Below are 22,881 nucleotides of genomic sequence, written 5' to 3'. Positions count from 1 at the left end.
GAAGGCGCCCTCAGGCGGTCAGGGGCGCGAGCAGCACCGGCGTCGTGGTCGGCTGCGGCGAGCCCCCCGCCGGTTCCACCGTGATCCCCAGCGCCGTGGCGGACCCGGTGTCCAGCACCATCGCGGTGCCGCCGTCCCCGGACAGGTCCATCATCCCCACCGAGTCGAAGTGGTCCCCGGTGCCCAGCCACACCTGGTAGCCCTTCCCGGCTCCCGCGGCGGGCAGCCCGGCGGCCACGACCCCCAGCCGGCCGTCGGCGCGCACGAGGGTCGCGGTGCCCCCGGCGGTGGTCGACAGCGTCGAGACCGTCGCCCCGGGCACGGCGAGCAGGTCGGCCACCTGCTGGCGGGCGAGCTGCTCGGCGCTGAGGACGGGCGCCGGCTCGCGCTGGGCGAGGTTCAGGCCCGTCCCCACGCCCACCGCGGCGACGGCGACGCCGGCCGCGGCGACCAGCACGCTCCAGCGCGAGGGCCCGCGACGGCCCGCCCGGCGCTCGCGGGCGGCGGCGAGGTCCACCGGGGGCTCCACCACGGGCGCCGTCCCGTGCGGGTGCTCCTGCGGGGTGGCCGCGACGGCGGCCAGCACCGCGGCCCGCAGCCGCTCCGGCGGGGGTTCGGCGTCGGCCAGGTGCGAGACGGCCTCGCGCAGCGCGTCCGCGTCCGCGCGCTCCTCGGGGTGCTCGCGCAGGCGGCGCTCGAAGGCGGCCCGCTCCTCGTCGTCCACGGCGTCCAGCGCCCAGGCGGCCGCCAGCAGCGGGTCGTCGCCGGCGCCGCGGCCGGGTTCGCGGCCGGTCACCGGGTCACCACCCCGAGGGTGTCGCGCAACCGGATCAGGCCGTCGCGCAGGCGCGTCTTGACCGTGCCCAGGGGCAGGTCGAGGTCGTCGGCGATCTGCCGGTGGGTGCGGCCGCCGTAGTAGGCGAGGTCGATGGCCTCGCGCTGCAGCGGAGTCAGCGAGCCCAGCGCACGGCGCACCTCTTCGCGTTCCACCAGCACCTGCACCTCCTCGCTCACGCTGTCGTACGGGGGCACCTCCCGGTACCCCACCACCTCGTCCCGCCGGGAACTGGCCTCCGCCGCCCGCACCCGGTCCACCGCCCGCCGGTGCGCCATGGTGACGATCCAGCCGCGGGCGCTGCCGCGGGCCGGGTCGAAGCGCGCGGCGGTCCGCCACGCCTCCAGGTAGACCTCCTGCACGACCTCCTCGGACTGGGCCCGGTCCCGCAGCACGCGCAGGACCGTGCCGTGCACGGCCGCCGAGGTCGCGTCGTAGAACGACGCGAAGGCGCCCTGGTCGCCACCCGCAGCGGCGACCAGGGCATCCTCGGTCGTGGTCGTCATCGACGCCACTGTGTCACCTGGTCACATGGGCGGCATCAGGACGGAGTCCACGAGGTACACCGTGGCGTTCTGCGTGGACACCCCGCCGCAGACCACGTTCGTGGAGCCGTTGACGGTCAGCGCCTCCGGGGACCCGGCGACGGTGAGGTCCTGGCCCTCCAGGGTCGTGTGCGTCCCGGCGACCTCCGAGGGCGACAGGCGGCCCTGGACGACGTGGTAGGTCAGGATCTTCTGCAGCGTGGCGCTGTCGGTCTTCAGGCCCTCCAGCGTGGCCGCGGGGACCTTCGCGAACGCGTCGTCGACGGGCGCGAACACGGTGAACTCCCCGCCGTTGAGGTCGTTCACGAGGTTCACCTGCGGGTTGAGCTGGCCGGAGACCGCGGCGGTCAGCGTCTTCAGCAGCGGGTTCGCGGCGGCGGCGCTGGCCAGCGGCGCCTGCGCCATGCCGTCGACCGACGCGGGCCCGGAGGCGTTCGCGGCGGCGTAGTCGGCGCAGCCGGGGCCCACCGGACCCTCCATCGCGGCGGCCGAACTGGTCATCGAGGGCGAGCTCGACGTGGTGGTGCTGCTGGAGCTCGTCGAACTGGTCGTGTCCGTGGATCCGCTGGTGCTGTCACCGCCGCAGGCGCCGAGGGCGAAGGTGGCGGTGGCCGCGATCGCGAGCAGGGTTCCGGTGCGTTTCACGAGTTTCTCCCATCGCTTCCGGGCCGGTGGTTCCGGGCCGGTGGTTCCGGTCGGTCGAGCACCCGGGGTTCGTCGCCGACGGGCGGGTGGATGGGTCGGACGGGAGTTTTTTTCTCGGAGTTCCCCGGGGGTCCCCTCGGGGCCGGGTTCAGCGGACGGTGACCGTCACGGAGTCGTACCCGCTGGACCCGTCCGGGATGGGGGCGACGACCGTCTCCGTCTGCGGCGCACCGGTTCCGTCGGTGGCGCGCACCTGGATCGAGTGGCTGCCCGGTTCGTCGGCGGCCCAGTCGTACACCCACTGGCACCAGGTGTCCGAGGACGCCGAGGGCAGGATCCTCGCCGGCCGCCACTCCCCCTCGTCGACGCGGACCTCCACGGCGGAGATCCCGCGGTGCTGGGCCCAGGCGACCCCGGCGACGGGCACGCGCCCCGCGCGCACCTGCGCGAAGGACTTCGGCACGTCGATGCGGGAGGCGGTCTTGATCGGCCCGCGCTCGGCCCAGCCCCGGTCGGTCCAGTAGGCGGTCTTCTCGGCGAACGTCGTGACCTCCAGGTCGACGACCCACTTGCACGCCGAGACGTACCCGTACAACCCGGGGACCACCATCCGGACCGGGAACCCGTGCTCGCGGGGCAGGGGTTCGCCGTTCATCCCGACGGCCAGCAGGGCGTCGCGGCCGTCGGTGGTCTCGGCCAGCGGGGCGGACAGGGTGAAACCGTCGACGCTGGTGGCCAGCAGCATGTCGGCCCCGTCGCGGACGCCCGCCTCGGCCAGCAGGTCGCGCAGCGGGTACCCCAGCCAGCGGGCGTTGCCGACGTACGAGCCGCCGACCTCGTTGCTCACGCACGTCATCGTGATCCAGCGCTCACGCAGGGGTCTGGCCAGCAGGGCCGCGAAGTCGAGGGTGAGCTCACGCTCGACGAGCCCGTGCACGCGCAGCGACCAGTCCTCGGCCGGCACGTCGGGGACGACCAGGGCGGTGTCGATGCGGTAGAAGTCGGCGCTCTTCGTGACGTAGGCGGTGAGCCCCGCGGCGACCGCGTCGGCCGGGTCGAGCCCGGCGGGCAGCGCGGGGGCCGGGTCGGCCGGGGCGGGCAGCACCACCCGGCCGCGGGACCGCTCGGCGCTGCGGGTGGCGACCAGGGCCTGCCCGCCGCCGCCGGTGACCAGCGCCGCCGCCGCGGTCCCGCCCAGCAGCAGGCCCCGCCGGGCCCGGTCGGTGCCGCGCGCGCTGTCGTGGCCGGGGCCGCTGAGGCGGCGGGTCAGCAGGACCAGGGAGTACACCCCGGCCGCGGCGCCCAGCGCCGAGGGCAGCGGGGACAGCGCGGTGGCGTCCGGGCGGGTCGCCGCCGCGGCGACGCCCACCACGCCCAGGGCCGCGACCAGGCCCACGCCGACGGCGAGCCGGCGCCGGGCCAGGACCCCGGCCACGGCGGCCAGCAGCAGCACCAGCACCGTGATCGTCGCCAGCAGCACCGTCTTGTCGGCGGTGCCGAAGGTGCGGATCGCGACGTCCTTGAGCCAGGCCGGCACCCGGTCCACCACCGCGTCGCCCACGACGACGACGGGCGCCGCCGACGGGGAGACGACCCCGGCGGCGAGCTGTCCCACGCCGAACGTCAGCGCCGCGGCGACCAGGCCGCTCAGCGCGCCGAGCGCGGGACCGGCCCACCTCCGCCCGGCCCGCGGGCCCCGTCCCGTGCCCGTCCCGGTGCCTGCGTCCTCGGTGGTCCTCACCTGGTGGGTTCGGAGCCGCGTCAGCCCTGGATGGGTCGGCCGGCCAGGGCGTCGACCACGACCGGCGCCAGCGCCCGGAACGCGGCCCCGCGGTGGCTGATCGCGTTCTTCTCCTGCGCGGTGTGCTCGGCGAGGGTCCGGTCAGCGCCGGCGGGCACGAAGACCGGGTCGTACCCGAAGCCGCCGCCCCCGGCGGGGGCCGTGGTGACCGTGCCGCGCAGTTCGCCGTGCCGGACGGCGCTCACCCCGCCGGGCAGGGCCAGGGCGGCCGCGCACACGAACGCCGCCCCCCGGTGCGGGGCGGGCACGTCGGCGATCTGGGCCAGCAGCAGCTCCAGGTTGGCGGCGTCGTCGCCGTGGCGGCCGCACCAGCGCGCCGAGAAGATCCCCGGCGCGCCGCCGAGGACGTCGACGGAGATCCCGGAGTCGTCGGCGATCGCGGGCACCCCGGTGGCCGCCGCGACGGCGCGCGCCTTCAGCAGCGCGTTGCCGGCGAACGTCACCTCGGTCTCGGCGACCTCGGGGACGGCGTCGAAGGCGTCGACGGTGAGGACCTCCACGTCGGGCAGCAGCGGGGCCAGGACGGCCCGCAGCTCGCCGACCTTGTGGGTGTTGCGGGTGGCCAGGACGATCCTCATCGGGCCAGCGCCTCCGCCTGCAGCGCGGCCAGCCGTGTCGTGCCGGTCAGGGCGAGGTCGAGGAGCGCGTCGAGCTCGGACCGGTCGAACGGCACGCCCTCGGCGGTGCCCTGGACCTCGACGAACCGCCCGTCGCCGGTGACGACGACGTTCATGTCGGTCTCGGCGGCGACGTCCTCGACGTAGGGCAGGTCCAGGACGGGGACCCCCTTCACGACGCCGACGCTGACGGCGCTGACCGACCCCGTCAGCGGCTGCCGGGAGGCCTTGACGATGCCCTTGCCGCGCGCCCAGGAGATCGCGTCGGCGAGCGCCACGTAGGCGCCGGTGATCGCCGCGGTGCGGGTGCCGCCGTCGGCCTGCAGGACGTCGCAGTCCAGGACGATCGTGTTCTCGCCGAGCTGGGCGGTGTCGACGACGGCGCGCAGGCTGCGGCCGATGAGCCGGGAGATCTCGTGGGTGCGGCCGCCGATCTTCCCCTTGACGGACTCGCGGTCGCTGCGGGTGTTGGTGGAGCGGGGCAGCATGGCGTACTCGGCGGTGACCCAGCCCTGGCCCGAGCCCTTGCGCCAGCGGGGCACGCCCTCGGTGAAGGAGGCCGCGCACAGCACGCGGGTGCGGCCGAACTCGACGAGGACGCTGCCCTCGGCGTGGTCGAGCCAGTTGCGGGTGATGGTCACGGGGCGGAGCTCGTCGGCGGCTCGGCCGTCTGCGCGTTCGGTCACTCCTCAAGACTCCCAGATCACGCGGAGTGCACTGCGGGGCACGGTGAGTGCCGACTCAGGGTCCGTCCAGGGAATCCGCACCGAAAGCACACCGCCGACACGACGGAAGTGCCTGCGCGCGAGCGCGATCGGGGCCACCCTGGGGGCATGACTCGACGTCCCACCGCGGCCCTGACCCCCGGTGACCGGGTGATCACCGGACTCGCCGACCACGAGGGAGTGGTGCTGCGGCCGTTGCGCTGGAGCCCGCGCCCGCTGCGGGCCACGGCCGCGCGGGAGGTGGCCCGCCTGCACCGCCGCCGGCGCCGGGTGGTGCTGGAGTTCACCGACGGCACCCGCAGCCAGCCGGTGGCCGCCTCGGCGCGCTGGACGGTCGCCCCGGCCGAGGAACCCCCGGCCGCCGCCGGTGCCGGGATGGTCAGAGTGCGCCGAGGTGCAACGGGCCCGTCTCGTCGACCGCGCCGTCGGCCTGCACGATCTGCGGTCCGAGCTGCGGCCCCAGGAACCGGCGCGCCAGAGACCGGAACGCGCGGGCGTCGCCCGTCGAGGTGAACCGGTGCCGGGGGCGGCCGGCGGGCAGCGGCAGGTCGTCCGGGCGCAGCAGCTCCCGGGCGGCGAGCTCGCGGTAGACGTCGAAGGCGGTCTCCTCGGCGCTGGAGACCAGCGTCACGTCGTCGCCGACGACGCTGCGCAGCACCGCCATGAGCAGCGGGTAGTGCGTGCAGCCCAGCACGAGGGTGTCGACGTCCGCGGCGATCACCGGGGCCAGGTAGGCGCGGGCGGCGGTCAGCAGGTCCGGGCCGCTGGTGACGCCCCGCTCGACGAACTCCACGAACGCCGGGCACGCCGCCGTCGTCAGGGCCAGGTGCGGCGCGGCGGCGAAGGCGTCCTCGTAGGCGCGCGAGGAGATCGTGGCGCGCGTGCCGATGACCCCGACGCGGCCGTTGCGGGTCGCGCGCACCGCCCGGCGCACGGCCGGCTGGATGACCTCCACCACCGGCACGTCGTAGCGCTCGCGGGCGTCGCGCAGCATGGCCGCCGAGGCGGAGTTGCAGGCGATCACGAGCATCTTCACGCCCGACTCCACGACCCGGTCGAGCACGTCGAGCGCCAGCCGGCGGACCTCGGCGATGGGCTTGGGCCCGTACGGGGAGTGCGCGGTGTCGCCCACGTAGTGGATCGACTCGTGCGGGAGCTGGTCCAGCACGGCGCGCGCGACGGTCAGCCCGCCCACCCCGGAGTCGAAGATCCCGATGGGCAGTTCGCGTTCCCTCACAGCGGGTCCCTCCCGGCCGGGCTCACGGCCGAGCTGACGGCCGACGTCACAGCAGCGACCTCACGAGGGTCTCCTGCAGGTGGGTGGTGAAGTCGTACACCGCCCACGCCCAGCGGGCCGGGTCGTCCTCGGCCAGCTCGGCGTAGGGGTCGGAGTCGTCGCTGACGCCCAGCCGGGTCCCCAGGGCCAGCCGGATGTCGTTCAGCGCGGCCAGCCAGGTCCGGGCGCCGTCGGCGTCCAGCTGCACCCGCCCGCCCTGCCCGACGACGGGGTCGAGGGTGGCGAGCATGCCGCGCGCGGCGGCGGCCTTCTTCTCCCGCAGGCCCCGTTCGGTGAAGCGGCGGAAGTCGGCGGACGCCTGCGGGTCCGCGTCCGCGCCGTAGGCGTCGGGGAACAGCCGCCGCAGGACCTCGTCCTCGGGGGCGGTGGTGGGGCCGTCGGCGCCGAGGTCGGGCAGCTCGTCGAAGGCGGGCAGGTCGGTCAGCCCCAGCTGCGCGGCCAGCGGGTCGACGCTGCGGGCGGGCGGTTCGCCGACCTCGAGGAGCTCGACGACCTCACGCGCCAGCGAGGCCAGCAGGTCGGCCTCGGAGACGTGCAGGGTGATCGAGAACAGGCCGTGGCGGGACCGTCGGAAGGTGGCCACTCACTCGTCCTTCTGCAGCGTGGCCCACAGGCCGTAGCCGTGCATGGCCTCGACGTCGCGCTCCATCGCCTCGCGCGAGCCGGAGCTCACCACGGCGCGGCCCTTGGAGTGGACGTCCATCATCAGCGCCTCCGCCTTGGCCTCGGAGTAGCCGAAGTGGGTGCGGAACACGTAGGTGACGTACGACATCAGGTTCACCGGGTCGTTCCAGACCAGCGTCACCCACGGGGTGTCCGGGGTGGTGAGGAGGTCGGTCTCCGGACGCTCCAGCTCGGTGGGAGCGGTCGCGACCACGGACAGCACGACAGACACCCCGGCAGTCTAGGCGGGGTCCGGATGGCTAGATTCGCTGCATGGTGAGCACAGCGCTGCTGACGGACCACTACGAGCTGACGATGCTGCAGGCGGCCCTGTCCGACGGGACGGGTGACCGCGCCTGCACGTTCGAGGTCTTCGGCCGCCGTCTGCCGGAGGGGCGCCGGTACGGGGTGGTGGCCGGCACCGGCCGCGTCCTGGACGCCGTGCGCGACTTCACCTTCGACCCCGAGCTGCTCGGCGGCCTGCGGGGGGTGCTGGACGAGCGCACCCTCGACTGGCTGGCCGCGTACCGCTTCAGCGGCTCGATCGAGGGGTACGCCGAGGGTGAGCTGTGGTTCCCCGGCTCCCCCATCCTCACGGTCACGGGCACCTTCGCCGAGGCCGTCGTCCTGGAGACGGTGGTCCTGTCGATCCTCAACCACGACTGCGCGATCGCCGCGGCCGCCTCCCGGATGGCCCAGGCCGCCGGCGAGCGGCCGATCATCGAGATGGGCTCGCGGCGCACCCACGAGCAGGCCGCCGTGGCGGCCTCCCGCGCCGCCTACCTCGCCGGGTTCACCTCGACGTCGAACCTGCAGGCCGGGGCGTCCTACGGCATCCCCACCTCGGGCACGTCGGCGCACGCGTTCACGCTGCTGCACGACACCGAGGCCGAGGCGTTCGCCGCGCAGGTCGCCGCCCTCGGCGTGGACACGACGCTGCTGGTCGACACCTACGACATCACCGCGGGCATCGCCACGGCCGTGGAGGTCGCCGGGCCGCGCCTGGGCGCGGTCCGCATCGACTCCGGCGACCTCGCGGTCCTGGCCGTGCAGGCCCGCGAGCAGCTGGACTCCCTGGGGGCCACCTCGACGCGCATCGTCGTCTCCGGCGACCTCGACGAGTTCGCCCTGGCCGCGCTGCGCTCGGCCCCCGTCGACGGGTACGGGGTGGGGACCTCGCTGGTGACGGGCTCGGGGGCGCCCACGGCCGGGCTGGTCTACAAGCTCGTCGAGGTGGAGGGCCGTCCGGTGGCGAAGCGCTCGACGTCGAAGGTGACCCAGGGCGGCCGGAAGGTCGCCGTCCGCCGGCACCGGCCCACGGGCACCGCGACCGACGAGGTCCTGGGGGTCGGGTTCACCCCCGAGCGCGAGCCGAACGACCGCCCGCTGCAGGTCCCGCTGGTGCGCGACGGCGTGCGCGTGGAGGGGCTGCCGGACCTGACCGCGTCCCGCGAGCACCTGCGCCGGGCACTGGTGACGCTGCCGTGGGACGGGCTGGCGCTGTCCAAGGGCGACCCGGCCATCCCGACCACGGTGCTGGGCCCGCAGCGGGCGGGGGCGCGCCCGTGACCCGCGCGCTGGTGGTCGTGGACGTGCAGCGCGACTTCTGCCCCGGCGGGTCGCTGGCGGTCGCCGGGGGTGACGAGGTGGCCCGCGCGATCAGCGCGCTGCTGGCGACGGACACCTCCACCGGCCGGGGCATCGCCTACGACCACGTCGTGGCCACCCAGGACTTCCACATCGACCCCGGCGCGCACTTCTCCGACACCCCCGACTTCGTGGACAGCTGGCCGGTGCACTGCCGCGCCGGGACCAGCGGGGCGCTGCTGCACGACGACCTGGACACCTCCCGGGTCGAGGCGGTGTTCCGCAAGGGGCAGTACGCGGCGGCCTACTCGGGGTTCGAGGGGGTCAGCACCCACCTGGACCCCGAGGGCGGGGAGGTCGTCACCGGCCTGGCGGACTGGCTGCGCGGCAGGGGGGTCGAGCAGGTCCACGTCGTCGGGATCGCCACCGACCACTGCGTGCGGGCGACCGCGCTGGACGCGGCGCGGGCCGGGTTCCGCACGACCGTCCTGCTGGGGCTGACGGCGGGGATCTCCGCGTCCGGCGTCGAGCGGGCGCTGGCCGAGATGCGCGAGGACGGGGTCACCCTGGTGGGTGACCCCGTCCTGGGGTGAGTCAGCGCCGCTTCACCACGACGGTGCGGGCGAGCTTGTCGTGCAGGGCCTGCCGGCGCTGGTCCCAGCACGGCCAGAGGAAGTCGATCAGGTACCACAGGCCGATGACCGAGCCGAGCATGTCGCTGCCGATCCAGCGCACGACGGCCTGCCCGAAGGTCGGCAGCCCCGGACGCTGCCAGTCCCGCACGCGCAACCGGCAGATCGCCTTGCCCGGCGTCGCCCCGTAGAAGCGGATCGTCAGGATCGTGTAGACGGCGCTCACCACCACGGTGATGAGGGTCAGCTCGCGCTGGGCGGCCAGGTAGGTGGTGTTCTGGGCCACGTCCAGGGCGGCGGTGAGCCACCCGGTGCCGCCGGTCACCATGTCCTGGGTGATCGGTTCCACGATCGCGTTCATCGTGCGCAGCGGCGCCCAGCCCGCCAGCGAGGCGATGAGGGTGACGAGGACCACGTCGATGAGCCGGGCCACCAGGCGCAGCCCCAGGTTCCCCAGTGCCTGACCGTCGGGGGTCGCGATGGCCCGCACGCCCGGGGCCGGGTACTGCGACGGCGGGTACTGCTGCCGGGCGTACTGCTGCGGCGCGTACGGCTGCTGCCCCGACGGCTGCGACGCGTACGGCTGCTGCTGGTGGGCGGGGGCCTGGGCGTGGACGTGCTCGGTCCACTGCGCCCCGTCCCACCAGCGCAGCTGGGACCGGGAGGGGTCGGACGGGTCCGGGTACCACCCGGCGGGCGTGCTCATGGGTGTCAGGGTGCCAGTTCCTCGCGGAGGGCCGGTGCTCAGGCGACGCCGAACTCGGAGGGGTCGATGCCCACGGCCTGGCAGATCTCCCGGACGGCCCGCTGCTCGGTGGGGTCGAAGTCGCCGTCCGCGCCGCCGATGACGACGCCGACCTGCACGACCGCGCGCGCCTGCTCGGGCTTGCTGCGCAGCTTCCCGACGGCCTGCAGGGCCTCGATCTTGCCGAAGTCGTAGTCGGCGGTGAGCTTGCCGCACCACTTGTCGAAGGACTCCCGCAGGTCACCGGCGTTGAAGACCGACAGCACGTCGTTGCTGGCGATGAACGCGGCGGTCTTCTGCCGCTCCTGCGGCTCGATGCTGCCGTCGGCGGCGGCGATGAGCGCGCACGTGGCCATCGAGGCCTCGGCGAAGTCCTTGCTCTTGAACTGACCGACCTTCGTCTTCAGCTGGTCGCCCGCCAGCAGGCCCTTGCTCTTGAGGTTGTCCAGGAATCCCATACCCGGCCAACGGGCGTGCGCGGCAGCGGGTTCCTCAGCTGAACCGGCGGACGATCTCCGAGTTGCGGTCGGCCAGCAGCCGGCTCAGGGTGCGCCGGACGAACAGCACGTCGGCGATCCGGCCCAGGACCCCGTAGGGGGACCGCCACGACATGCGGTCGGTCATGATCGTCATCTGCGGGCCCTCGGGGACGTACGAGTGCTCGTGCCGGAACTGCGCGAACGCCCCGGCGGACATCTCGTCGACGAAGCGGTGGGGCCGGTCCAGCTCGACGATGTGCGAGGTGTGGGTGAGGGGGAACCCCATGATCCGCAGCCGCCACCGCACCTTCTCGCCGAGCTCGATGCGGCCCGTCGTCCGGCCGGCGCCCTCGACGGCGCGGACCCCGTACCGCTTGCCCGCGACCCGTTCCACGTCGAGGTCGAGGGACATCTCGAAGACCTCCTCGAGGGGGGCGCGGACCATGGTCCGCTGGACGATCTCCGGCATCCCAGCAACCTAGACCATGGCCAGGAGGTGGTCCCGGCGACGGCGCAGCACGTCCACCGACGCCGACGCCGACGGCGGGCCGGGGACGGCCGCGCGCAGCCGGGAGTACACCGAGGCGTGCGGCAGGGCGCGCCCGGCGGCGACCCGGCCGACGAGGGAGTGGATCTCCTTGCGCAGCAGCGCGGCCGTGTGCCAGGCCGCGTCCTCCTGCTCCGGTTCGGCCTCGCCGGTCTCGTCCTGGTCGGTGGGCTCGACCGGCCGGGCCGTGCGCTTGCGGATCTCGGCGTCGCGCTGGGACAGCAGCGCGGCGGTCTGCTCCGGCGACAGCAGCCCGGGCAGCCCGAGGAAGTCCTGCTCCTCGACGCTGACGGCCGGCAGCTGGCCGCCGGTGACGGCCTTGCCGCCGTGCAGGACGTGCGCGAACTCCGCCTGCGCCTCCAGGGCCTCGTACTCCTGCTTCTCCCCCGGCTCGCGCTCGGGCGCCGGCAGCAGGTCCAGCCCGCCCTCGTCGACCTCGTCGGAGGACACCGGCGCGGGGGGCGGGATGACGTGGTTGCGGTCGGTCTCCATCTCCGCGGCCAGCGCCAGCAGCGGCCGCACGGCCGGCAGGAACACCGTCGCCGACTCCCCCGGCGCGCGGGAGCGGACGACGCGCCCGACGGCCTGGGCGAAGAACAGCGGGGTCCGGTACGACGTCATCCAGGCCAGGCACGCCGCGCGGGGGACGTCGACGCCCTCGGAGATCATGCGGACGCAGACGACGAACCGCTGGTCGGACTCGGCGAACTCGGAGATCTTCTGCGACGCCTTGGGGTCGTCGGACAGGATCAGCGCGGGCTTCTCCCCCGTGACCCGCTGGACGATCTTGGCGTAGGCGCGGGCGTCGTCCTGGTCGGAGGCCAGCACGAGGCCGGCGGCGTCGTGCATGCCGTGCTCGCGCAGGTGGTTCAGGCGCTCGTCCATGGCGGCGATGACGTGCGGCACCCAGTCCCCGCGCGGGTCCAGCGCGGTCTTCCAGGCCAGCGACTCCACCGACTTCGTCGTCGCGTCGGACAGGGAGGCCGCGACCACCTCGCCGGCGGAGTTCCGCCACCGCGAGACGCCGGTGTAGGCGGCGAAGACGACGGGCCGGACGACGCCGTCGGCCAGGGCGTCCTTGTACCCGTAGGTGTAGTCGGCGACGGACTTCAGGCCGCCCTCGGACTCCACCGAGTCGTCCTCGACGTAGGAGACGAACGGGATGCGCTCGTCGGCCTTGGTGCGGAACGGCGTCCCCGTCAGGGACAACCGGCGGCGGGCGTCGCCGAAGGCCTCGAAGACCGCCTCGCCCCAGGACAGGCCGTCCCCGGCGTGGTGGATCTCGTCCATGACCACCAGGGACCGCTTGGCGGTGGCGCGGGCGCGGTGCAGCATCGGGTGCCCGGCGACCTGGGCGTACGTGGTGACGTAGCCCTTCATGTCGGGCCGGACGGGCCCGACGGCGTTGGTCATCGTCGGGTCCAGCTCGATCCCGGCGCGGTGGGCGGCCTCGGCCCACTGGGTGCGCAGGTGGTCGGTGGGGGCCACCACGACCACGCGGTCGACGCGGCGGGTGTCCAGGAGCCGGCGGGCCAGCGCGAGGGCGAACGTCGTCTTCCCCGCGCCCGGGGTCGCGGTCACGAGGTAGTCGGCGGGTTCCTCCCGCGCGGGGTCGAAGTACCGCTCCAGCGCGGCGTTCTGCCACGCCCGCAGCGGCCGGGCCGCGGGGACGCCGGGAGCGTCGACCACGGGGCCGGGGATCGTGTCGGCCAGGGCCAGCTGGGGTTCGTGTTCGGTCGTGCTCATGGGTCCGTCCACCGTAGACGACGCCCGCGCGTGCTCCGGCGTGGCGACTCGCCGGGGGTTCAGCCCTGGCCGTCGCCGTCCTTGCCCTCCTTGCCACCGCCCGACAGGCTCTCGTAGATCTCCTTGCAGGTCGGGCAGACCGGGAACCGCTTGGGGTCGCGGCCGGGGACCCACACCTTGCCGCACAGCGCGATCACGGGGTCGCCCGACAGGGCCGACTCCATGATCTTCTCCTTCTTCACGTAGTGCGCGAAGCGCTCGTGGTCGCCCGGGGACGCCTCCTCCTGGACCTGCTCCTCGCGGTCCAGGACCGCCGTGCGCGAGGGGGCCGTGGGCGCCTGCGGCTGGGGCTGGGTGCGGAACGGGTCGTCGGTCGGCGAGCTCATGCGGCGATGGTACGACGGGCGCCCGGGGCGCTCAGTTCATCGAGACGTCGCTGGGGAAGCTGGCGACGAGCGCCAGGTCGCCGCCCTGGCGGCGCAGGACGTCGCCCCACAGGTCCTGCGGGGTGTCGCTGAAGGCGTCGCGGGCCTCGGCGGGCAGGACGAACCAGGCCCCCTCGGCGATCTCGTCCTCGAGCTGGGCCGCGCTCCAGCCCGCGTAGCCGGCGAAGATCCGCAGGCCCGACAGCTCCGCGACGATCGACTCCGGCGGGGTGTCGAGGTCGACCAGCCCCACCGACCCGAGGCCGACGGACCCGAAGACGCGCCGCACGCCCTGCGGGTCGGGCCGGTCCCCCGGGACCGCGACCAGGCCGAGCGCGGAGTCCAGCGCCACCGGCCCGCCCTGGAACAGCTTGCCGGGGGCGGTGGCGAACCGCTGCCAGCCGGGCAGCACGGCGGCGACGTCGACGTCCAGCGGCCGGTTGACGACGACCCCCAGGGCGCCGTCCTCGTCGTGGTTGAGCACCAGGACCACCGACCGGGCGAAGTTGGGGTCGCTCAGCGAGGGGGTCGCCAGCAGGAGACGACCGGTCAGGCTCGCGGTCTCGCTCGTCACCTCCTCATCATGACGCGCCGTCGACGCCCGGGCGAGGGAACGGGCGGGCCAGCGGCACCGGGTCGCGGGTCGCGCGGACGTACTGCGCCGGCCACGGCACGTCCTGCACCGCGTGCAGGGCGACGGCCGCGCGCTGCGGCCAGCGCGGGTCGGCCAGCAGCGGACGGGCCAGGAACACGGCGTCGGCCTCGCCGCTGACGAGGACCTGCTCGGCCTGGGCGGGTTCGAGGATGAGCCCGACGGCGGCGACGGGCACGCCCGCCTCGCGCCGGACGCGGCCGGCGTTCGGCACCTGGTAGCCGGGGCCGACGGGGATCCGCTGGCGCGGGTCGTTGCCCCCGGAGCTGGCGTCGACGAGGTCGGCGCCGTGGGCGGCGAGCTCGCGGGCCAGCGCGATCGACTGCTCGACGTCCCAGCCGCCCTCGACCCAGTCGGAGGTGCTGAGGCGGACCAGGACGGGCTTGTCCTCGGGCCAGACCGCGCGGACGGCGTCGAGGACCTCCAGCAGCAGCCGGGCGCGGTTCTCGAAGGAGCCGCCGTAGGAGTCGGTGCGGTGGTTGGACAGCGGCGAGAGGAACTGGTGCAGCAGGTAGCCGTGGGCGGCGTGCAGCTCCACGACGTCGAACCCGGCGGTGTCGGCGCGGCGGGCGGCCTCGGCGAAGGCGCGCACGACCGCGGCGATCCCCTCGGCGTCCAGCTCGCGCGGGGTGGCGAGGTCGCCGTGCGGCAGCGCGCTGGGGCCGACCACCTCCCAGCCGCCCTCGGCGGCCGGGACGGTCCCCGAGCGCCCGTCCCAGGGCCGGTACGTGCCGGCCTTGCGGCCGGCGTGGGCGAGCTGGACGCCGACGGCCGCGCCCTGCCCGTGCACGAAGTCGACGACCCGGGCCCAGGCGGCGGCCTGCTCGTCGTTCCACAGCCCGGCGTCCTGCGGGCTGATCCGGCCCTCGGGCACGACGGCGGCGGCCTCGGTGAGGACCAGCCCGGCGCCCCCGACGGCGAGGCCGCCGAGGTGGACGAGGTGCCAGTCGTTCGGGACGCCGGGGGCGGCGACGGGGTCGCAGGAGTACTGGCACATGGGCGAGACCCACACGCGGTTGGGCAGCGTGGTGCCGCGCAGGGTGATCGGGGTGAAGAGTCGACTCACGCCGGGGACGCTACCCCGTCGCCTTCCTGAGAATCGTTCTCTACAGTGCGGTGGGTGAACACCTGGTTGCTGGTCCCCGCCGAGGAGGTCGGGCTGCTCGCGCGGCTGCGACCCGCCGTCCGCGCCACCACCCGCGGGGTGCTCGTCGCCCTCGACCGCACCCCCGTGCCCGGCGCCCAGCTCGGGCTCGGGCACGACGGCGTCCTGCACTGGTTCGGCGGCGGCCTCACCGCCGCCGAGGTCGCCGCCCTCGTCGAGCACGTGCGGCTCGGGCGGTTCGCCGAGCTCGGGCCGGCGCTCGCGCACCGCCGGCTGGCGACGACGCGGCCCTGACCGGGCTCCCCGCCGTCAGCGCCGGTGGCGGCGCTTGTCCTCGTACATGTGCCGGTCGGCGCGCGCCAGGACCTCCTCCGTCGACGCCGACAGGTCGTCGGCGACCAGCCCCACGCTGCACCGCACCGGCACGACCGAGCCGTCCGGAAGGTCCACCGGGACCGCCGAGACGGCCTCGCGCAGCCGCTGCTCCAGCGCCTGCGGGTCGACCTCGGCGGAGGTGTCGACCAGGACGACGAACTCGTCCCCGCCGAAGCGGGCCACGGTGTCCCCCGCCCGCGAGACCCCGGCCAGCCGCTCGGCGATCCGCACCAGCGCCTGGTCCCCCACCAGGTGGCCGTGCTCGTCGTTCAGCTGCTTGAGGTCGTCGACGTCGCAGAACGCGACGACCGGCGCGTCCCCCGACCGCCGGGCCCGGGACCGCGCCAGCTCCCAGCGGTCCTCCAGCAGCCCGCGGTTCGGCAGGCCCGTCAGGCGGTCGTGCGTGGCGCGGTGGGTGAGGTCGCGGGCCCGCTCGACGTGCTGGGTGACGTCCCAGCACGACAGCGTCAGCGCGTCCCCGCCCCGGCCCGCGCCGCCGACGAGCACCTCGACCGCGACGACCCCGCCGTCGCCGGACAGGAAGCGCCACTCGTGCGCGGTCCGGTCCCCGCTCGCGCCGAGCTCCAGCGCGGCGAGCACGTCGGGCAGGTCGTCGGGGTGGACCAGATCGGCCACGGGGCGCGCGGCCGTCGTCGCCGCGAACAGGTCGGCCGCCGCCCGGTTCAGCCACGTCGCGCGCCACCCGGGGGCGCCCCGGTCACCCGTCGCGCGCTCGACCAGCACGGTCGCCAGCGGCGAGTCCTCCACGAGGCGCCGGTAGTCGGCGTCCTGCACTGCGTTCCCCCCCGCCGTCCCGGCACGGTCGGCCGGTGTCACCCGACGGTACGAGGGGGGAGCACGAATTCCTCAGTGAGTTCCGGAATGTCGCTGACACGGCGGACACGTTGCGACACAGCGTGTCCGGAGGTGACTCAGCGAGACGGGATCCCGGTCGGGGCGGCCGTTGCGCACGCCTGCAGCAACGGCCGGCTCGCCCGCGCCGCGAGCAGCACCAGCGCCGCCGCACCCACCGCGGACCCGGCGAACCACAGCACCCCCACCGGCGCCGTCCGCAGCAGGCCGATCACCGGCGAGACGATGAGCAGCGACAGCGCCGCCGCCCCGCCCATCGTCACCACCAGCGGGACCCACGTCTCCCGCGCCCGCGCCGCGTGCAGCACCGCGACGTCCGTCCCGGCCAGGTGCAGCGTGCGGTACCGCGACCGCGAGTCCAGGACCCGCGACGCCTGCGTGACGCCCGTCGAGACGGCCGCCAGGACGGCGCAGATCACCAGCGTCACCGTCGTGCCCGTCCCGATGTCCGTCATCAGCACGTCCTCCGGCCCCTGCGTCATCCCCGGCGTCACGCTCAGGCAGCCCGCGACGAAGGTCACCAGCGAGATGCCCCCCACGCTGCGCCACACCGACTTGGGGTCCTCCGTCATCCGGCGCGCCGCCAGCAGCGTCGGGACCGTGCGGGCCCGGGCGCCCAGCACCCGGCCCAGCACCGAGACGAACAGCGGCCCCACGAGGTTGAACACCGCGAACGCGCCCGCCAGGAACCCCACCAGGACCAGCACCGCGAAGGCCGCCCCCACGCCGAACAGGGCGCTGCTGGCGTTGAAGGCGAGCACGAACCCCCCGCCGAGCAGCAGGACCGGCAGCACCCGCGCCCAGCTCAGACCCTTCTGCGGCAGGCGCTGGGCCACCCCCAGCGGGGTGATCGCGACCCGCCGCAGGCTGACCGCCGACGACACCAGCGCGACCAGCAGCACCGACACCGCGACGGCCAGCACGGGCCCGGCCCCCAGCCGCAGCTCGGCCACGTCGAAGACGCGGTCCTGGAAGCGCAGCCGCGCGACCAGCGGCAGCGCCGCCAGGTCCAGCCCGATCCCGGCCACCACCCCGGCCAGGGCCTGCGCCCCGGCGTCCAGCAGGGCGATCGCCCCGATCTGCCCGCTGGTGGCCCCCGCCAGCCGCAACCGGGCCAGCCGCTCGTCGCGGCGCGCCACGGTCAGCCGGGCCGCCGCCGCCCCCAGGGTCGCCGTCGGCACCACCAGCAGCGCCACCGCGATCCACGACAGGAAGCGGTACGTGCCCTCCTCGTCCCCGGCCCCCGGCGCCGCGGCCCGCGCGTCGAACGCCTGCACCCCGCCGGCCACCGTGAGCACCACCCACGTCGTGACGGCGAAGGCCGTCACCGCCAGGACCGTCGGGAGGCGGGTCTCGGCGTGGGTGTGCCGGGCCAGCGACCACCAGATCCGCGTCGTCGCGCTCACCGTCCCACCGCCGCGGGGGCGGTGAACTCCGAGACGACCCGGCCGTCGCGCATGGCCAGCGTCCGGTCGCACCAGCGCGCGACCCCCGCGTCGTGGGTGACGACCACCAGCGCCGCCCCGTTCTCCCGGGCCACCGACGTCAGCAGGTCCAGCACCTCCCGGCCGGTGGCCTGGTCCAGCGCCCCGGTGGGCTCGTCGGCGAAGACGACCTCCGGGCGCCCCACCAGGGCCCGCGCGATGGCGACGCGCTGCGCCTGCCCGCCCGACAGCTCCCCCGGGCGCCGGCGCTCCATCCCGGCCAGGCCCAGGCGGCGCAGCAGCCCACCCGCCCGCTCCACCGCGGCGGCGCGGCCGAGGCCGCCCAGCATCAGGGGCAGCGCGGCGTTCTCCTCGGCGGGCAGCTCGGACAGGAGCTGGCCGGACTGGAAGACGAAGCCGAACCGGTCGCGGCGCAGCTTCGTCCGGGTGGCGTCGCCCATCGCGACGAGGTCGTCGCCGGCGAGGGCGACCGTCCCGGAGGTGGGCCGGACGATCCCGGCCAGGACGTGCAGCAGGGTCGTCTTGCCCGACCCGGACGGGCCCATGACGGCGACGGACTCACCGGAGCGCACGGTGACGTCGACGCCGTCGAGCGCGCGGGTCGGGCCGTAGGTCATGACGAGGTCGCGGGCGTGGAGGAGGTCCATGGCCCGAGCGTCCCGCGCGGCCCGCGGGCTCCGCGTCGGAGCGGGGGCGGAACCGCGCGGCGCGGCGTCCGCCCCCGGGCCTACGCCTGAGGGAGAGGGGCGGGGACGACGAAGGCCGCCCCGGTGGACCGGGACGGCCTGCGTCGTGGTGTGGAGATGGCGGGAATCGAACCCGCGTCCGTCAGCGTGGTACCAGGGCTTCTCCGGGTGCATCCTGTTCAGCGGTCTGCTCGGCCCCGATGCTCATACAGGCATGTCATCGCCGGGCCCAGCCGCGTTGGTTGTCCCCCTCGCGTACGCGACCTCCGCGAGGGGTGAGCTCCCTAGTCGATGCCAGGACCCGGGGCGGGAGCGCACCCGGGCTGACAGAGTCGCGCTCGCTCAGGCGGCGAGGGCGAACTCGGTGCGCTTGGAATCGGCACCTATTGGTTTGCATGGATCGTTGACGAGATGACCATGCATCCTCGACCCGCTTCCCCTGGCTCGACGACCAACGTCGAAACCTGTCATCCCCGTGTTGAGTTGTGCGTCCAGCTTACCCTGCAACGCGGCTCCCCGCGCCCGCATTCCCCGGACCGCCGGCTCACCAGGAACCGCCGCCGCCCCCACCGGCGCCCCCGCCGGTGTAGGTGGACCCGCTCGAGGAGCCCGCCGTCGACGGCGGCGCGGCGCTGAGCGCGTCGGACGTGCTCGCCGAGAAGCCGCCCATCGTCCCGGCGAACAGGGCGACGTTGAAGGTCGAGCCGTCCACCGCCCGCCCCGAGTACCACGGCGGGGTGGGGACCGGGGCGTGCAGGGACCGGGCCCCCGCGGCCCACGCCCCCGTCGCGTCCAGCGCCACCGCGTACGGGACGAGCCGGGTGAACCGCTCCGGAGCCGCCGACCGCGTCAGCGTCGTGGCGAACTCCCCCGCCCGGGCGCGGACGTGCGCGCCCGCGACGGTCAGCGGGTCGGCCGTGACGAGCCCCACCACGGCCAGGACCAGCCCGACCACCACGACGGCGACCCCGACGAGGGCCGCGGACGTCCACAGCGCGAGCAGGACCGTCGCGACCGCCCCGGCGAACGTCACCAGCAGGCCCGCGCCGACGCGCCGCAGCGCCAGCCGCGCCGGGCGCGCGGAGAACAGACCGCGGGCCACCGCGTCGTCCTCCAGCGCCTCCTTGGTCAGCTGCGTGCCCGTCCGGGCCGTCGTGCGCACCGCCGACAGGGACGTGCGGGGGCCGCCGGCGAACACCGTCGACAGCAGCCGCTGCTCGGCCGGGCGCAGCGGGTCGGGCGTCTCGCGCCGGTGCAGGGACCAGTCGTCGCCGTCCCCGACCTCCTCGATCGCGAGGTGCCCGCGCTGGGCGAGGTCCAGCAGGGTGGCGACGACGTCGACGTCGCGCGCGCCGCGGTGCGCGACGGCCCCCACCACCCCCGGGGGCAGGTCCGTCACGTCGGCCGGGACCCCCGGCCCGGCCGGGTCGCGACGGCGGCGCAGCCCGAGCAGCCCGAGCGCCCCGGCGAGCAGGACGGCCGCCGCCCCGCCCAGGGTCGCGGGGGTCGCGGCGAAGGCGAGCGCGGGGCTGAACGTGTCGAGCAGGATCGGCGGAGCCGGGGTCAGCACGCCCGCGGGCACGGTGGCCGAGACCGTGACGCCCTGCTCCTCGCCGAGGTCGGTCTCGCCGAAGGCGGTGGTGCCCGCCGACGCGCCGGCTGGCGCGTCGGCCGTCGTGTCGCAGGGCCGGGTGCTGCCCTCGTCGCCGGCGGTGCACCGGGCGTCCCGCAGCGGGGCCGGGGCGTCCAGCGTCACCTCGACCCGGTCGATCGGCACCTGCCAGCCGGTGCCGACGGCGTCCCAGGCGATCCGGGCCGAGCCGTCGGGCCGGGCGTCGGCGACGGCCGGGACGGTGTACGTCAGCACGTACGTCTGCTCGCCCCGCACGTCCTCGGAGTCCGGGTCCCCGACCCGGACGTCGAGGAAGTCGCCGTCGGTCTCGGTCTCGACCTGCGTCGGTGCCCCGGTGGGGCTCTCGACCCGCAGGTCCTGCACGGGGTAGCTGCGGTCGTGCGTCCGGTCGTGGGGCGCGCGGACGGGGATCACCCGCTCCAGGCCGTGGTGCCCGTCGTCGCCGAAGTCGTAGACGACCTCCTCGCGCACCCGCAGCGAGCCGTCCTGCTGGACGGTCAGGCCGGCGGTGACGGCGACGACGCGCTCGCCGTCGGCGGCCGCGGCCGGCAGCGCCAGCGGGCCGACGAGGACGACGATCGCGGCGAGGGGACCGAGCAGGACGCTGCGCATGCCCCGATCACAGCCGGTGATCGGGGAACGCGCATCAGCAGATCGTCGTCAGCGGTTGCGACGCTGGGACATGGCGCGCTCGGCCTCGCGCTTGTCCTGCTTCTCCCGCAGCGTCTGCCGCTTGTCGTAGTTCTTCTTCCCCCGGGCCAGGCCGATCTCCACCTTGACCCGGCCGTCGACGAAGTACAGCGCCAGCGGCACGATGGTCAGCCCCGACTCGCGGACCTTGCCGGCCCACCTGTCGATCTCGGCCCGGTGCAGCAGCAGCTTGCGCTTGCGCCGCGGCGTGTGGTTCGTCCAGGTGCCCTGGACGTACTCGGGGATGTGCACGCCCTCGAGCCACATCTCACCGCGGTCGATGTGGGCGAACCCGTCGACGAGGGAGGCCCGGCCCATGCGCAGCGCCTTGACCTCGGTGCCCATGAGGCTGATGCCGGCCTCGTAGGTGTCATCGATGAAGTAGTCGTGGCGCGCCTTGCGGTTGCTGGCGATGTTCTTCCGCCCGGTTTCGCGCGGCACGTCGTCCCTCCTCGGGTGGTTGCTGAGCCCTCCACTCTAGGTGCCGGGGACCACCGCGCGCACCGCGGTTCTCAGACCTTCAGCCAGCGGCGGAGGCTGAACAGCGAGGCGATGACCGCGAACACGACCCCGACGCCGACGATGATCGGCGCGGTCTGCGTCAGCACGTCCCCGGTGTCGATGAGCCGGGTCGTGAACCCGGGCCGGTTCTGCAGCCGGGACACCCCGAAGTTGACCATCGCCCACAGCGCGGCCGAGGCCAGCACCCCGCCGAACAGGCTGGCCACGACGCCCTCGAGGACGAACGGCAGCTGGATCAGTGCGCGCGAGGCCCCCACGAGCCGCATGATCGTCGTCTCGCGGCGACGGCTGAACGCGGTGAGGCGGATCGTGGTGGAGACCAGCATCATCGAGCACAGCAGCATGAGCGCGGCCAGGCCGAGGGCGATGTTCGTCGCGACGTTCAGCACCGTGAACAGCGGCTGCAGGATGGCCTGCTGGTCGGGGACGTCCTCGACCCCGGGCGAGGACAGGTAGTCGTCGCTGACGGCGAGGTACCCCTCGGGGTCGACGAGCCGGACCCGGAAGGACTCCGGCAGCTGGTCGGCGGTGATGTTGTCGGTGATGGAGGTGTTCGTCGTCTCCTTGAAGTTCTCGAACGCCTCCTGCTTGGACTCGTAGAACACCCGGTCGACGCGCGGGTCGGCCTCCAGCTGCGCCTGCAGGGCGGTGCGCTGGTCGTCGGTGACCGCCCCGGCGGGGCAGCGATCCACCGGGGAGTCGTCCCCGCACAGGAAGATCGAGACCTGCACCCGGTCGTACCACTCGCCCTTGAGGATCCCCACCTGCTTCTGCACGAGCAGGCCGGTCCCGAAGAAGAACAACGACACCATGGTCACCAGGACCACCGCGATCGTCATCGTGAAGTTGCGCCGCAGCCCGGCGCCCATCTCGGACAGGACGAAACCGAGGCGCATCAGCGGCCCGATCCGTAGACGCCGCGGTCCTCGTCGCGCACGACGCGGCCGTCGCGCAGCTCGACGACGCGCTTGCGCATCTGGTCGACGATGTCGTCGTCGTGCGTGGCCATGAGGATCGTGGTTCCCGTGCGGTTGATGCGGTCGAGCAGTTTCATGATCCCGACGCTGGTCTCCGGGTCGAGGTTGCCGGTGGGCTCGTCGGCCAGCAGGATCGCGGGCCGGTTGACGAACGCGCGGGCGATCGCCACCCGCTGCTGCTCACCACCGGACAGCTCGTGCGGGCGGCGCTTCTCCTTGCCCCCCAGCCCGACCAGCCCCAGCGTCTCGGGGACGGTCTGGGCGATGACGTGCCGGGGCTTGCCCAGGACCTGCAGCGCGAACGCGACGTTCTCGAAGACCGTCTTGTCGGCCAGCAGCCGGAAGTCTTGGAACACCACGCCGATCTGGCGGCGCAGCTGCGGGACCTTCCAGGACCGCAGGCGGCCCACGTCGCGGCCGTTGACCTGGACCGACCCGCTGCTCGCCCTCTCCTCCTTCAGGACCAGCCGCAGGAAGGTCGACTTGCCCGACCCGGACGGCCCGACGAGGAAGACGAAGTCGCCCTTGTCGATCTGGAGGGTCACCTCGGCGAGCGCGGGGCGGTGCCCCTCGCCGTACGACTTGCTGACGTGCTCGAAGGTGATCATCACTCACACCCTAAGGTCTGTGGCTG

The 22,881-nt window shown here is 74.7% G+C and carries 26 protein-coding genes and 1 other RNA gene; 3 read left to right on the top strand and 24 right to left on the bottom strand.

Going from position 1 to position 22,881, the window contains the following annotated elements:
- Positions 1 to 10: 10 nt before the first annotated feature.
- The 9 genes from ACRYRX_RS17255 to clpS all read right to left on the bottom strand — a co-directional run bounded on the left by ACRYRX_RS17255 (position 11) and on the right by clpS (position 7,360).
- Positions 11 to 796 carry an anti-sigma factor gene (locus ACRYRX_RS17255; RefSeq protein WP_432513746.1) on the bottom strand — a complete coding sequence of 262 codons (786 nt, stop codon included), beginning with the start codon at positions 794 to 796 and terminating at the stop codon, positions 11 to 13.
- Positions 793 to 1,341, bottom strand: a complete 549-nt coding sequence (sigK, locus tag ACRYRX_RS17250) for an ECF RNA polymerase sigma factor SigK (protein WP_432513744.1) — start codon at positions 1,339 to 1,341, stop codon at positions 793 to 795. The genes ACRYRX_RS17255 and sigK overlap by 4 nt, the downstream gene beginning before the upstream one ends.
- A gap of 21 nt (positions 1,342 to 1,362) precedes the next feature.
- Positions 1,363 to 2,025, bottom strand: coding sequence for a fasciclin domain-containing protein (locus ACRYRX_RS17245; protein ID WP_432513741.1), 663 nt, complete (start codon positions 2,023 to 2,025; stop codon positions 1,363 to 1,365).
- A gap of 148 nt (positions 2,026 to 2,173) precedes the next feature.
- Positions 2,174 to 3,766 (bottom strand): molybdopterin-dependent oxidoreductase, encoded by a 1,593-nt coding sequence (locus ACRYRX_RS17240; RefSeq protein ID WP_432513739.1) that lies wholly within the window; start codon positions 3,764 to 3,766, stop codon positions 2,174 to 2,176.
- A gap of 20 nt (positions 3,767 to 3,786) precedes the next feature.
- Complete coding sequence (rdgB, locus tag ACRYRX_RS17235; protein WP_432513737.1) at positions 3,787 to 4,404, bottom strand: RdgB/HAM1 family non-canonical purine NTP pyrophosphatase; 618 nt, start codon at positions 4,402 to 4,404, stop codon at positions 3,787 to 3,789.
- Complete coding sequence (gene rph / locus ACRYRX_RS17230) at positions 4,401 to 5,084, bottom strand: ribonuclease PH (RefSeq protein ID WP_432513735.1); 684 nt, start codon at positions 5,082 to 5,084, stop codon at positions 4,401 to 4,403. Before rph ends, rdgB begins: the two co-directional genes overlap by 4 nt.
- 463 nt (positions 5,085 to 5,547) lie before the next feature.
- Positions 5,548 to 6,405 carry a glutamate racemase gene (gene murI / locus ACRYRX_RS17225; protein ID WP_432513733.1) on the bottom strand — a complete coding sequence of 286 codons (858 nt, stop codon included), beginning with the start codon at positions 6,403 to 6,405 and terminating at the stop codon, positions 5,548 to 5,550.
- 46 nt (positions 6,406 to 6,451) lie between these two features.
- Complete coding sequence (locus ACRYRX_RS17220) at positions 6,452 to 7,048, bottom strand: DUF2017 domain-containing protein (RefSeq protein WP_432513731.1); 597 nt, start codon at positions 7,046 to 7,048, stop codon at positions 6,452 to 6,454.
- Positions 7,049 to 7,360, bottom strand: coding sequence for an ATP-dependent Clp protease adapter ClpS (clpS, locus tag ACRYRX_RS17215; protein ID WP_432513728.1), 312 nt, complete (start codon positions 7,358 to 7,360; stop codon positions 7,049 to 7,051).
- Between the two features lie 41 nt (positions 7,361 to 7,401).
- Here clpS and ACRYRX_RS17210 point away from each other — a divergent pair, with 41 nt between their 5' ends.
- A complete protein-coding gene (locus ACRYRX_RS17210; protein WP_432513726.1) occupies positions 7,402 to 8,697 on the top strand; it encodes a nicotinate phosphoribosyltransferase in 1,296 nt (431 codons plus the stop codon).
- Positions 8,694 to 9,308, top strand: a complete 615-nt coding sequence (locus tag ACRYRX_RS17205) for a nicotinamidase (protein WP_432513724.1) — start codon at positions 8,694 to 8,696, stop codon at positions 9,306 to 9,308. Before ACRYRX_RS17210 ends, ACRYRX_RS17205 begins: the two co-directional genes overlap by 4 nt.
- A 1-nt stretch (position 9,309) precedes the next feature.
- On the opposite strand, the gene ACRYRX_RS17200 is transcribed toward ACRYRX_RS17205, so the two are convergent.
- From ACRYRX_RS17200 to ACRYRX_RS17170, 7 genes are read right to left on the bottom strand one after another with little or no spacing between them, the layout of a single operon-like run.
- Positions 9,310 to 10,053: an RDD family protein gene (locus ACRYRX_RS17200; protein ID WP_432513723.1), complete on the bottom strand. Its 744-nt coding sequence runs from the start codon at positions 10,051 to 10,053 to the stop codon at positions 9,310 to 9,312.
- A 38-nt stretch (positions 10,054 to 10,091) separates the two neighbouring features.
- Positions 10,092 to 10,550, bottom strand: coding sequence for a tellurite resistance TerB family protein (locus ACRYRX_RS17195; protein ID WP_432513722.1), 459 nt, complete (start codon positions 10,548 to 10,550; stop codon positions 10,092 to 10,094).
- A 34-nt stretch (positions 10,551 to 10,584) separates the two neighbouring features.
- Positions 10,585 to 11,040 carry an SRPBCC family protein gene (locus ACRYRX_RS17190; RefSeq protein WP_432513720.1) on the bottom strand — a complete coding sequence of 152 codons (456 nt, stop codon included), beginning with the start codon at positions 11,038 to 11,040 and terminating at the stop codon, positions 10,585 to 10,587.
- 9 nt (positions 11,041 to 11,049) lie between these two features.
- Positions 11,050 to 12,864, bottom strand: a complete 1,815-nt coding sequence (locus ACRYRX_RS17185) for a DEAD/DEAH box helicase (RefSeq protein ID WP_432513719.1) — start codon at positions 12,862 to 12,864, stop codon at positions 11,050 to 11,052.
- 59 nt (positions 12,865 to 12,923) lie between these two features.
- Complete coding sequence (locus ACRYRX_RS17180; RefSeq protein ID WP_432513717.1) at positions 12,924 to 13,250, bottom strand: DUF3039 domain-containing protein; 327 nt, start codon at positions 13,248 to 13,250, stop codon at positions 12,924 to 12,926.
- Positions 13,251 to 13,281: 31 nt separating this feature from the next.
- On the bottom strand, positions 13,282 to 13,863 hold the full coding sequence (locus ACRYRX_RS17175) for a YqgE/AlgH family protein (protein WP_432513716.1): 582 nt from the start codon (positions 13,861 to 13,863) through the stop codon (positions 13,282 to 13,284).
- 7 nt (positions 13,864 to 13,870) lie between these two features.
- Positions 13,871 to 15,007, bottom strand: a complete 1,137-nt coding sequence (locus ACRYRX_RS17170) for an NADH:flavin oxidoreductase/NADH oxidase (protein ID WP_432513714.1) — start codon at positions 15,005 to 15,007, stop codon at positions 13,871 to 13,873.
- 54 nt (positions 15,008 to 15,061) lie between these two features.
- Here ACRYRX_RS17170 and ACRYRX_RS17165 point away from each other — a divergent pair, with 54 nt between their 5' ends.
- On the top strand, positions 15,062 to 15,340 hold the full coding sequence (locus tag ACRYRX_RS17165; protein ID WP_432513713.1) for a hypothetical protein: 279 nt from the start codon (positions 15,062 to 15,064) through the stop codon (positions 15,338 to 15,340).
- Between the two features lie 15 nt (positions 15,341 to 15,355).
- On the opposite strand, the gene ACRYRX_RS17160 is transcribed toward ACRYRX_RS17165, so the two are convergent.
- The 8 genes from ACRYRX_RS17160 to ftsE form a co-directional block, all read right to left on the bottom strand.
- Positions 15,356 to 16,216, bottom strand: a complete 861-nt coding sequence (locus ACRYRX_RS17160; RefSeq protein ID WP_432513711.1) for a GGDEF domain-containing protein — start codon at positions 16,214 to 16,216, stop codon at positions 15,356 to 15,358.
- Positions 16,217 to 16,353: 137 nt separating this feature from the next.
- Positions 16,354 to 17,700: an ABC transporter permease family protein gene (locus tag ACRYRX_RS17155; protein WP_432513709.1), complete on the bottom strand. Its 1,347-nt coding sequence runs from the start codon at positions 17,698 to 17,700 to the stop codon at positions 16,354 to 16,356.
- On the bottom strand, positions 17,697 to 18,386 hold the full coding sequence (locus ACRYRX_RS17150; RefSeq protein ID WP_432513707.1) for an ABC transporter ATP-binding protein: 690 nt from the start codon (positions 18,384 to 18,386) through the stop codon (positions 17,697 to 17,699). The genes ACRYRX_RS17155 and ACRYRX_RS17150 overlap by 4 nt, the downstream gene beginning before the upstream one ends.
- A gap of 148 nt (positions 18,387 to 18,534) precedes the next feature.
- Positions 18,535 to 18,900, bottom strand: a transfer-messenger RNA (tmRNA) gene (ssrA, locus tag ACRYRX_RS17145).
- Between the two features lie 69 nt (positions 18,901 to 18,969).
- On the bottom strand, positions 18,970 to 20,670 hold the full coding sequence (locus ACRYRX_RS17140) for a DUF2207 domain-containing protein (RefSeq protein ID WP_432513706.1): 1,701 nt from the start codon (positions 20,668 to 20,670) through the stop codon (positions 18,970 to 18,972).
- 48 nt (positions 20,671 to 20,718) lie between these two features.
- Positions 20,719 to 21,189: an SsrA-binding protein SmpB gene (smpB, locus tag ACRYRX_RS17135; protein WP_432513704.1), complete on the bottom strand. Its 471-nt coding sequence runs from the start codon at positions 21,187 to 21,189 to the stop codon at positions 20,719 to 20,721.
- Positions 21,190 to 21,260: 71 nt separating this feature from the next.
- On the bottom strand, positions 21,261 to 22,166 hold the full coding sequence (gene ftsX, locus ACRYRX_RS17130; RefSeq protein WP_432513703.1) for a permease-like cell division protein FtsX: 906 nt from the start codon (positions 22,164 to 22,166) through the stop codon (positions 21,261 to 21,263).
- On the bottom strand, positions 22,166 to 22,855 hold the full coding sequence (gene ftsE, locus ACRYRX_RS17125) for a cell division ATP-binding protein FtsE (protein ID WP_432513701.1): 690 nt from the start codon (positions 22,853 to 22,855) through the stop codon (positions 22,166 to 22,168). The genes ftsX and ftsE overlap by 1 nt, the downstream gene beginning before the upstream one ends.
- Between the last annotated feature and the right edge of the window lie 26 nt (positions 22,856 to 22,881).

Origin of the sequence: Kineococcus lubricus (genome assembly GCF_050871965.1) — a bacterium.
Lineage (GTDB): Bacteria > Actinomycetota > Actinomycetes > Actinomycetales > Kineococcaceae > Kineococcus.
The sequence above is the reverse complement of the archived record's forward strand: the minus strand, read 5'-3'. Positions and strand labels throughout refer to the sequence as shown.

What these genes read in the sequence shown, in the direction of transcription:
- sigK (WP_432513744.1), bottom strand. Translation starts at nt 1,341, where the DNA reads ATGACGACCACGACCGAGGATGCCCTGGTCGCCGCTGCGGGTGGCGAC.
- rdgB (WP_432513737.1), bottom strand. Translation starts at nt 4,404, where the DNA reads ATGAGGATCGTCCTGGCCACCCGCAACACCCACAAGGTCGGCGAGCTG.
- ACRYRX_RS17210 (WP_432513726.1), top strand. Translation starts at nt 7,402, where the DNA reads ATGGTGAGCACAGCGCTGCTGACGGACCACTACGAGCTGACGATGCTG.
- ACRYRX_RS17200 (WP_432513723.1), bottom strand. Translation starts at nt 10,053, where the DNA reads ATGAGCACGCCCGCCGGGTGGTACCCGGACCCGTCCGACCCCTCCCGG.
- ACRYRX_RS17195 (WP_432513722.1), bottom strand. Translation starts at nt 10,550, where the DNA reads ATGGGATTCCTGGACAACCTCAAGAGCAAGGGCCTGCTGGCGGGCGAC.
- ACRYRX_RS17190 (WP_432513720.1), bottom strand. Translation starts at nt 11,040, where the DNA reads ATGCCGGAGATCGTCCAGCGGACCATGGTCCGCGCCCCCCTCGAGGAG.
- ACRYRX_RS17185 (WP_432513719.1), bottom strand. Translation starts at nt 12,864, where the DNA reads ATGAGCACGACCGAACACGAACCCCAGCTGGCCCTGGCCGACACGATC.
- ACRYRX_RS17180 (WP_432513717.1), bottom strand. Translation starts at nt 13,250, where the DNA reads ATGAGCTCGCCGACCGACGACCCGTTCCGCACCCAGCCCCAGCCGCAG.
- ACRYRX_RS17150 (WP_432513707.1), bottom strand. Translation starts at nt 18,386, where the DNA reads ATGGACCTCCTCCACGCCCGCGACCTCGTCATGACCTACGGCCCGACC.
- ACRYRX_RS17140 (WP_432513706.1), bottom strand. Translation starts at nt 20,670, where the DNA reads ATGCGCAGCGTCCTGCTCGGTCCCCTCGCCGCGATCGTCGTCCTCGTC.
- ftsX (WP_432513703.1), bottom strand. Translation starts at nt 22,166, where the DNA reads ATGCGCCTCGGTTTCGTCCTGTCCGAGATGGGCGCCGGGCTGCGGCGC.
- ftsE (WP_432513701.1), bottom strand. Translation starts at nt 22,855, where the DNA reads ATGATCACCTTCGAGCACGTCAGCAAGTCGTACGGCGAGGGGCACCGC.